Origin of the sequence: Pseudomonas sp. P39-UII1, assembly GCF_039672635.1 — a bacterium.
In the GTDB taxonomy this organism is placed as follows: Bacteria; Pseudomonadota; Gammaproteobacteria; order Pseudomonadales; family Pseudomonadaceae; genus Aquipseudomonas.
This window is the reverse complement of the sequence record NZ_JBDFPP010000008.1, coordinates 207,229-216,154: the sequence shown is the minus strand read 5'-3', so window position 1 is coordinate 216,154 and position 8,926 is coordinate 207,229. Positions and strand designations below refer to the sequence as shown.

At 62.8% G+C, this 8,926-nt stretch carries 5 protein-coding genes and 1 other RNA gene; 1 reads left to right on the top strand and 5 read right to left on the bottom strand.

The features are described 5' to 3' along the window. Positions 1-354: 354 nt before the first annotated feature. Positions 355-636 carry a hypothetical protein gene (locus ABEH27_RS13480; protein WP_346614061.1) on the bottom strand — a complete coding sequence of 94 codons (282 nt, stop codon included), beginning with the start codon at positions 634-636 and terminating at the stop codon, positions 355-357. A 462-nt stretch (positions 637-1,098) separates the two neighbouring features. Here ABEH27_RS13480 and ABEH27_RS13475 point away from each other — a divergent pair, with 462 nt between their 5' ends. Then, the gene (locus ABEH27_RS13475; protein ID WP_346614060.1) at positions 1,099-1,293 is read left to right on the top strand and encodes a hypothetical protein; all 195 of its coding nucleotides are present in this window, start codon (positions 1,099-1,101) and stop codon (positions 1,291-1,293) included. Between the two features lie 286 nt (positions 1,294-1,579). On the opposite strand, the gene ffs is transcribed toward ABEH27_RS13475, so the two are convergent. The 4 genes from ffs to smc all read right to left on the bottom strand — a co-directional run bounded on the left by ffs (position 1,580) and on the right by smc (position 8,925). Continuing rightward, an RNA gene (gene ffs / locus ABEH27_RS13470) (signal recognition particle sRNA small type) lies at positions 1,580-1,676 on the bottom strand. A gap of 231 nt (positions 1,677-1,907) precedes the next feature. After that, positions 1,908-4,238 (bottom strand): NAD-dependent DNA ligase LigA, encoded by a 2,331-nt coding sequence (gene ligA, locus ABEH27_RS13465; RefSeq protein WP_346614059.1) that lies wholly within the window; start codon positions 4,236-4,238, stop codon positions 1,908-1,910. Positions 4,239-4,338: 100 nt separating this feature from the next. After that, complete coding sequence (gene zipA / locus ABEH27_RS13460; RefSeq protein ID WP_346614058.1) at positions 4,339-5,232, bottom strand: cell division protein ZipA; 894 nt, start codon at positions 5,230-5,232, stop codon at positions 4,339-4,341. 204 nt (positions 5,233-5,436) lie between these two features. Next, positions 5,437-8,925, bottom strand: coding sequence for a chromosome segregation protein SMC (smc, locus tag ABEH27_RS13455; protein ID WP_346614057.1), 3,489 nt, complete (start codon positions 8,923-8,925; stop codon positions 5,437-5,439). Position 8,926: the final 1 nt, after the last annotated feature.

Here is an 8,926-nt window from a genome sequence, read left to right as displayed (position 1 = left end):
TTGCGCGGCGATGCGCAAGCTGCTGCACCTGGTTTACGGGGTGGTGAAGTCGGGGATACCGTTTGATCCCAAAATCGCTCTTGCAGGGTGAGGGTCAAGACGGTATCTACATTTGTTGCAACGTGCCGTTCCAGCCAGGCCATGGTTGTTCGCCTTGGCGCATGGCTGAAGACAGGTGAGGCGCCGGCAGCGTCAGCCGAAAAATCGCGGCGTGCCAACAAGGCTGACAACTATGGCCTATCAGGCCATGGCACGTTGCAACAAATGTAGGAGCGGCTTTAGCCGCGATGCGCCGCGCGGGCGGCGCTCGATCTTGAAAACGGCATACACCTCAAGGCAAGCGCCTGTCAGCCATTACGCTGATCCAACCTGCCGCTCAACCGCCATCGCCACCGCATCGGCCTGGCCCCAGGCAATCTGCATCGCTCGCAACCCATGCTCCAGCTGCTGCCGCGTCTCTTCATCTTCGATCCGCTCAAGCGCCCGCCGGCTGTCGCTGTAGGCGAACATCAGGTAATGGGTGACATTCATCATCACGAACTCAATCGGCACGATGCCGTCACTGATGGCGCGGGAGAGGGATTTGCCGGGAGGAAGTTCGAAAGCGTGTGGCGGATCAGGGACAATTTTTTTCATAACAGCTCCACGTTATCTGAGCTGCGCCCGCCTGCTTCCACGCATGAGGGGTGGCAGCTGTACACGGGGTGGAAGACCAGGCACGTGGGAAACCCAGCAGGTACGAATACCTCCCGCGCACAGCTGCCATAAACGACAACTGCCCGACGTGACCGCTTCCAGGCTTCCACACCCGATCGCTGAACCGACAGCGACCGCAAAAGGCTATAGGGCGAGGTTTCCAGAGACAATCAGAAGGGTGTCGACAGAGTACGTAGGATAATTCGTCAGCAAATGCATGGTTGTAGGAATGATCCTGTTTTTATGTAAGGGGCTCCCCATACACCCCTTCAAAGCCAAGATGGACCACTTGATGCACAGGCTGGGACTACGACTCCAACAGAAGTGAACGATTTCCATACGAGTACACAAGGCCCAGAATACCCGCACCAAGGCCTATGCCGTCACCCGGTAAGGTGGCTTATGCTTCAAGATGATCGAGAAAACCTGGAACTGGACAAGCTGCACCTGGAAAATCGCAAGCTCGTGGCAGAAGCTAATAAACTGAGCGCGGAGGCCCGCAAATTGGCACGAGAAACGCGCTGGTATCCCATAGTGGCAGGGTCAGCTATTGCTACAGCCGCCGGAGGCATCTTAGGCCTGATCATCAAGCTATGAGCGCTCTCCCGCCATCCAGACTAGAGGGGAAATCATGTCCGCTCCACACCAAGAAAACATCAAGCGAATACAGCGGGACATAATTGAGGCACTTGACGAAGATCTGCGTCGAACAAATAGCTCCTCTCTGTGGGAAGAGTTTCTACTATTTAGCCTTGGGGCAGGATTCACCATTGCCTTGCTGGTCGGCGGCATTCTGCTGCTAGGTTAGCATTGGCGCTGGGGAGATGAGACCAAGAGCCAAGCGCGTATGCACATGGTTTTCCGACCCCAGAAATGGAGGCGGCCCCACCAGCCACACCCCGGCACTCGATGTTCCCGCTATGGCTGCTCCCTTCCGGGCCTGACCAGGTTAACGGGTAATCAATGCGGGGGGACCGGTGGGGCCACCACTACGCGGCTCGCTGAACAGCGAGTGGCGCCATTGTACCGGTCTGGGGAGCAGATACAACCTCTGGGGGAGAAAAAGTCATCATTTCTCAATGACTTGTCCAAATCGAGGGTGTCTGGGCCGGCCTCTTCGCGGGCAAGCCCGCTCCCACAGGGACCTCACTGAGCCTGAGGGCAGTGCAATACCCGTGGGAGGCGGCTTGCCGGCGATGAGGCCGGAACTGTCAGACGCTGATGCCCTGCTCGCCCAGGAACACCACAAACGCATCCTCGTCAAGCACCTTCACCCCCAGCTCGCTCGCCTTCGCCAACTTGGAGCCGGCACCGGGCCCAGCGACTACGCAGTGGGTCTTGCCGGACACCGAACCGGCCACTTTTGCACCCAGGCCTTCCAGCTTCTCCTTGGCGATGTCGCGGCTCATGCGCTCCAGGGTGCCGGTCAGCACCCAGGTCTGGCCAGCCAGCGGCAAACCTTCAGCCACCTTCTTCTCGCTGTTCCAGTGCATGCCGAACGCCAGCAACTGCGCCTCGATATTACGGGCCAGCTGCTGGTTGGCCTCGTCCTTGAAGAACTCACGCACCGCATCAGCCTGCTTGGCCGCCAGGGCCTGGCGCAAGTCGATACCGTCGGCGGCGATGATCTTGTCCAGGCTGTCGAGCTTGGCGACCAGCTTTTGCGCACCGGTAGGCCCCACCGAGGCAATGTCGAGCTTGGCGATCATCCCGGCCAAGGTGGCACTGGCGGCAAATTCGGCGGCCAGCTCCCCCTCGTCCTGCAGCTGCATGCCGCTGGCCAACAACTGCTCGATCACCTGCTGGTTGTGCTCGTCTTCGAAGAAATTGTGGATCTCGTACGCCACTTCAAGGCCGATGTCCGGCAGGTAGGTCAGTACTTGCGGCAATGCCTGCTGCACCCGCGCCAGGCTGCCCAACGAGCGGGCCAGAACCTTGGCGGTCTCCTCGCCTACATCCGGGATACCCAGGGCGTAGATGAAACGCGCCAGGCTCGGGCGCTTGCTGGTTTCGATGGCATCCAGCAGCTTCTTGCTGGAGACTTCGGCAAAGCCTTCCAGGCCGACGATCTGATCGAATTCCAGCTTGTAGAGGTCCGCCGGCGAACGGATCAGGCCTTCGTCCACCAGTTGCTCGACGCTCTTCTCGCCCAGGCCGTCGATGTCCATGGCCCGGCGCGACACATAGTGGATGATCGCCTGCTTGAGTTGGGCGCCACAGGCCAGGCGGCCGACGCAGCGGTACATCGCGCCTTCGCTGGTGGTCTCCTTGCCCTTGCTGCGCTTGACCAGCTGGGTACGCTCGACCTGCGAGCCACACACCGGGCATTCGCTTGGCACCTGCACCGGGCGGGCCGCCTCAGGGCGGCGCTCGAGCACCACCTGCATCACCTGCGGGATCACGTCACCGGCCCGACGGATGATCACCGTATCGCCAATGCGCAGGCCCAGGCGGGCAATTTCGTCCATGTTGTGCAACGTGGCGTTGGACACGGTCACACCCGCCACCTTGACCGGCTTGAGGCGTGCCACCGGCGTTACCGCACCGGTGCGGCCGACCTGAAACTCGACGTCCAGCACCTCGGTGAGTTCTTCCATGGCCGGGAACTTGTGGGCGATGGCCCAGCGCGGTTCGCGGGCGCGGAAACCCAATTCGCGCTGGGCCGCCAGGCTGTTGACCTTGAACACCACGCCATCGATTTCGTACGGCAGGCTGTTACGCCGCTCGCCGATGTCACGGTAGTACTCCAGGCACTCTTCGATACCGGCGGCATGCCTGAGCTCGCGACTGATTGGCAGGCCCCACGCCTTGAGCTGTTCGAGAATACCGATGTGGCTTTCGCCGATGCTGGCCGAGACCTGCCCTACGCCGTAGCAGCAGAATTCCAGCGGGCGGCTGGCGGTAATCTTCGAGTCCAGCTGGCGCAAGCTGCCAGCTGCGGCGTTGCGCGGGTTGGCGAACGTCTTGCCACCGGCTGCGGCCTGGGAGGCGTTGAGGCGGTCGAAACCGGCCTTGCTCATGAATACTTCACCGCGCACTTCGAGCACCGCAGGCCAGCCCTCGCCTTGCAGCTTGAGCGGAATATTGCGCACGGTGCGCACGTTGGCGCTGATGTCTTCGCCGGTGGTGCCATCGCCACGGGTGGCGCCCTGCACCAACTGGCCATCGCGATACAGCAGGCTTACCGCCAGGCCGTCGAGCTTGGGCTCACAGCTGTAGTCCACCGCACCGGGTTGGTCGAGCCCCTCCACCACACGGCGGCCGAACTCGCGCAGGTCGGCTTCCTCGAAGGCGTTACCGAGGCTGAGCATGGGCACTTCGTGACGGACCTGGCTGAAGGCGGCCAAAGCGGCGCCGCCGACACGCTGGGTTGGCGAGTCTGGCGTCACCAGGTGCGGGTGCTCGGCTTCGAGGGCCTTGAGCTCGTTGAACAGGCGGTCGTATTCGGCGTCCGGCACACTCGGCTCGTCGAGCACGTAGTAGCGGTAGTTGTGCTGGTCGAGCTCAGCGCGCAAGGCGTGGATTCGGGATTCGGCGTTCATTCTTCAGGTTCTCTTGCAAAGCAAAAGAGCAGCCCTAGGCTGCTCTTGCGCTTGAAACGAAGCGAGCAGGACCGGGGCAAGGTCCGCTCGCTCAATGACATCAGCGTTTCTGGGTCAGCGCACGGCGCTCGAACTCAACGATGCGCTGGCGGTAATGCTCGATGGTCTGCGCGGTCAGCACGCTGCGCTGGTCGTCCTTGAGCTCGCCATTGAGCTCGTGCGCCAGTTTGCGTGCCGAGGCCACCATCACGTCGAAGGCCTGCTTCGGGTGACGCGGGCCTGGCAGGCCGAGGAAGAAGCTCACCGCACGGGTGCTGAAATGGTCGATGTCGTCCAGGTCGAAGATGCCCGGCTTGACCGCGTTGGCCATGGAGAACAGCACTTCGCCGTGGCCGGCCATGCTCTCGTGACGGTGGAAGATGTCCATCTCACCGAAACGCAAGCCGCTTTCAAGAATGTTCTGCAGCAGCGCTGGGCCCTTGAAACCACCTTCGTCGCGAGAAATGACGCTGATCACCAGCACTTCCTCGACCGGCGGCAGCTCTTTGGCGGCGGCATTGCCATTGGCCGTGAACCCGTTGTTGCGGTTGTTGTCGGCGGCAAAGTCTTCGTCGCTGTCAGCGAACAGGTCTGGCTCACGCTGCTCGGCCACCAGGTCCAGGTCGCCCTGCGGCTGCACTTCGGCGGCGCGCTTGGCTCGCTTGCTGGCTTTGGCCGGCTTTTGCTCGCGCTCGCGCTCGCGTTCACGCGCCGGTGCACTGAGCGACGGCAGATCGCTTTCGTCCAGCTCTGGCTCCTTGTGGTTATCCAGCACCCGCGACGGGCCGAGCACTTCAGCGCTGCCCTCTTCGTCGGGCACGTTGGCGTAGCTGCGGTCCAGACGGAATTTCAACTTGCCTTTCCCGCCGCGCATGCGGCGCCAGCCGTCGAAAAGAATACCGGCAATGACAATGATGCCGATGAGGATCAGCCACTCGCGCAGACCGATTTCCATGTAATCCCGTGCCTCTATAAAAATATGCTTGAAAACAAAGGCTTCAAAGCCCTTTAACACGTGGCGCCAACTCTATGTTCTGACAGGCGTTTTACCCACGCAAAAAACGAGTGACATTAAGCTAGCACGACCAAAGACAACTTTACACCGTCTGTCGCACATGACGGGGGCATTTACCTACAGAATCCGCCCAATCTTCCTTCATCAGGCATCAACCATGGCCAGGGCCTCCTCCACATCAACTGCAACAAGACGTGAGCAACCGGGCTCGTGCATGGTCACCCCCATCAACTGATCCGCCATCTCCATGGCGATCTTGTTATGGGTGATGTAGATGAACTGCACCGTTTCACTCATTTCCTTCACCAGCCGCGCGTAACGCCCGACGTTGGCATCGTCCAGCGGAGCATCGACCTCGTCGAGCATGCAGAACGGTGCGGGGTTCAGCTTGAAGATGGCAAACACCAGCGCCAGGGCGGTCAGTGCTTTCTCGCCGCCGGACAGCAAATGGATGGTGCTGTTCTTCTTGCCCGGCGGGCGCGCCATGATCGTCACCCCTGTATCGAGTAGATCTTCGCCCGTCAGTTCCAGATAAGCGCTGCCACCACCGAAAACTTTTGGGAAAAGTGCCTGTAATCCGGCATTTATCTGATCAAAGGTATCCTTGAAGCGGTTTCGGGTTTCCTTGTCGATCTTGCGGATGACGTTTTCAAGGGTGTCCAGCGCCTCCACCAGGTCGGCATCCTGAGCGTCGAGGTAGCGCTTGCGCTCGGACTGCTGTTCGTATTCCTCGATCGCCGCCAGGTTGATAGCACCGAGGCGCTGGATGCGCGCATCGATCTGCTCCAGTTCCTGCTCGGTGCCCTGCTCGCTGGCATCGGGCTCGACAGTGGCGAGTACCCCTTGCAAATCGTAGCCGTCGGCCAGCAATTGTTCCTGCAGGGTTTTACGTCGCACATCCAGCCCCTGGTTTTCCAGGCGCAGCTGCTCCAGTTGCCCGCGCAGCAGTTGCGCCTGTTGCTCGGCCTGGGTGCGGCGCTTTTCGGCCTCGCGCAGCGCGCGGTCGGCTTCGTCCATGTGCAGGCGGGCCAGGCGCATTTCCTCGTCGACGCTCATGCGCCGCTCCAGCAGTTCTTCAAGCTTCAGGCGCAGTTCTTCTTGCGGCGCCTCGCCCTCTTCCAGGTTCAGGCTCAGTTGCTCCTGACGCTCGCTCAGGCGCGCGGCCTGTTGCTCCAGGCGCTCCAGGGCCTGGCGCGTGGAGTCGTGCTGGGCGCGCAGCGAGCCCAGGCGCACGGCCAACTGGTGGGCGTGGTCCTTGTGCTGGCGAGCTTCCTGGCGGATGCGGTCGAGGCCTTCGCGCAACGTGTCGCGCCGGGCCATCAACTGCTCGCGCTGCTCGGTGTCCTGGGCCATCAGGTCCAGGGCGTCCTGCAATATCAGGCGCGCCTCGCCCAGCTGTTCATGCTCCAGGGCGCGCTGTTCCTGGAGTTCGCTCAATTCTTCATGCAGGCGGCGACGGCGCAGCTCGACCTGCTCGGCGCGGGCACGGCTGGCACTGAGGCTGGCCTTGAGTTCGCCATGCTGACGGCTTTCGTCCTGGGTGCGCCGGCGCAGCTGTTCGCGCTGCTCTTCAAGGCCCGACTGCTGCTCGCGCAGTACCTGCAGCTGTTGCTCCAGCTGCTCCAGCGCGGCCTCCAGCTCCAGCTGCTCCTGGCCAAGACGCTCGATTTCCTGCCCGCGGGCCAGCACGCCGCCCTGGGCGTCGCCACCACGGCTAACGCGCAGGAAATGCCGGCCCACCCAATAGCCGTCACGGCTGACCAGGCTCTGCCCATCGGCGAGGGCGGCGCGCAGGGCCAGCGCCTGGGCGAGGTCTTCGACCGGTTTTACCTGGGCCAGCCACGGCGCCAGGTCGACAGGCCCCTCGACCTTGTCGAGCAGGCTGCCCGCCTGGCGCGGCCCTTCCCCGCCGGCCAGCAGCAAGCGCAATTCCCCCTGTTCCAGGCCGGCAAAGTCGAGACTGTCGAGTTCATCCAGCAGCACGGCCTGCAGGTCGGCGCCCAGCACCGTTTCCACTGCCAGCTCCCAACCCGGCTCCACCCGCAACCCTTCGGCCAGCCGCGGCCGTTGCTCCAGGCCTTGCCCGCGCAGCCAGTCGGCGGTCCCTGCGCCTGGCTCCAGCGCGGCTTGCTGCAGTGCCTCCAGCGAGGCCAGGCGGCCACCGAGGCGCTGCAGGTCGCCCTGCTGTTGCTGTTGCGCGTGGACCGCCTGCTGCAGCTGCGCGCGCAGGCCTTCAAGGCCCTCGACCACCTGTTCCTCCGACAGCTGCAACGCCTCCAGCTGCATCTCGCTGGCGGCCAACTGCTCGGAGAGCTCGAGCATCGCGTCACCCTGCGGGTCGGCGCCGAGCTGGTCGCGCTCCTCGCCAAGCTTGCGCTGGCGCTCGGCCATGCGCTCTAGGCTGGCTTCAAGTTGCTGCAGGCGCGATTGCTGCACTTCGGCCTGGCGGCGCGGCTCGGCGGAGCGGGTGTTGAAGCTGTCCCATTGCTCTTGCCAGCCGTGCATGCCCAGTTCCGCTTCCTCGAGGGTGGCAGCGGCCTCTTCTGCAGCGGCCAAGGTCATTTCCTGCTCCGGCTCGAGCATGGCCAGCTCTTCGCCAAGGGTGGCCAGCAGGGTACGGTCGTGCCCCAGGTGCGACTCGGTCTCGAGGCGCGTGCGTTCGGCTTCCTTGAGGTCATCCTGCAACTGGCGCAGGCGCTGCTGGCCGTGCTGGATGCTCTGCTCGACGCGCGCGATATCACCGGCCACCGAATAGAAGCGGCCTTGAACCTGGTTGAAACGTTCGGACAGTTCGTGATGGCCATCACGCAGGCGCTCGATGCTGGCATCGGCATTGCGTTGCTCGGCGACCAGCGCCTCATGGGCGACATCCTGGTCGCCGATCACCGACTCGCGTTGACGCACGCGCTCATCCAGGTCGCGCCAGCGCAGGGCCGACAAGCGCGCCTTCAGCTGGCGCTCCAGAGCCTTGTACTCACGGTATTTTTCGGCAGCCTGGGCCTGGCGGTGCAGGCGTTCGAGCTGGCGCTCCAGCTCTTCGCGCAGGTCGGTCAGGCGCGCCAGGTTCTCCTGGGTACGGCGGATGCGGTTCTCGGTCTCGCGGCGGCGCTCCTTGTACTTGGAGATACCCGCCGCCTCTTCGATGAAGTTGCGCAGTTCTTCGGGCTTGGCTTCGATCAGCTTGGAGATCATGCCCTGTTCGATGATCGAGTAGCTGCGCGGCCCCAGGCCGGTGCCGAGGAAGATGTCGGTGATGTCACGCCGGCGGCACTTGGTGCCGTTGAGGTAATAGGTGTTCTGCCCGTCGCGGGTGACCTTGCGCCGGATGGAAATTTCCGCGTAGGCGGCGTATTCGCCCAGCAGCGTCGTTTCGCTGTTGTCGAAGACCAGCTCGATGCTGGCCTGGCTCACGGGCTTGCGGCTGGTAGAACCGTTGAAGATGACGTCGGTCATCGACTCGCCGCGCAGGTTTTTGGCCGAGCTTTCGCCCATCACCCAGCGCACGGCATCGATGATGTTGGACTTGCCACAGCCATTGGGGCCGACCACGGCCGCCATGTTGCTGGGGAAGTTGACCGTGGTGGGGTCGACGAACGACTTGAACCCAGCCAGGCGAATGCACTTGAGGCGCATC

Bases quoted from the DNA above. Each gene is read 5' to 3' on its own strand.
- ABEH27_RS13480 (WP_346614061.1), bottom strand. From the start codon at position 636: ATGAAAAAAATTGTCCCTGATCCGCCACACGCTTTCGAACTTCCTCCC.
- zipA (WP_346614058.1), bottom strand. From the start codon at position 5,232: ATGGAAATCGGTCTGCGCGAGTGGCTGATCCTCATCGGCATCATTGTC.
- smc (WP_346614057.1), bottom strand. From the start codon at position 8,925: ATGCGCCTCAAGTGCATTCGCCTGGCTGGGTTCAAGTCGTTCGTCGAC.
- ligA (WP_346614059.1), bottom strand. From the start codon at position 4,238: ATGAACGCCGAATCCCGAATCCACGCCTTGCGCGCTGAGCTCGACCAG.
- ABEH27_RS13475 (WP_346614060.1), top strand. From the start codon at position 1,099: ATGCTTCAAGATGATCGAGAAAACCTGGAACTGGACAAGCTGCACCTG.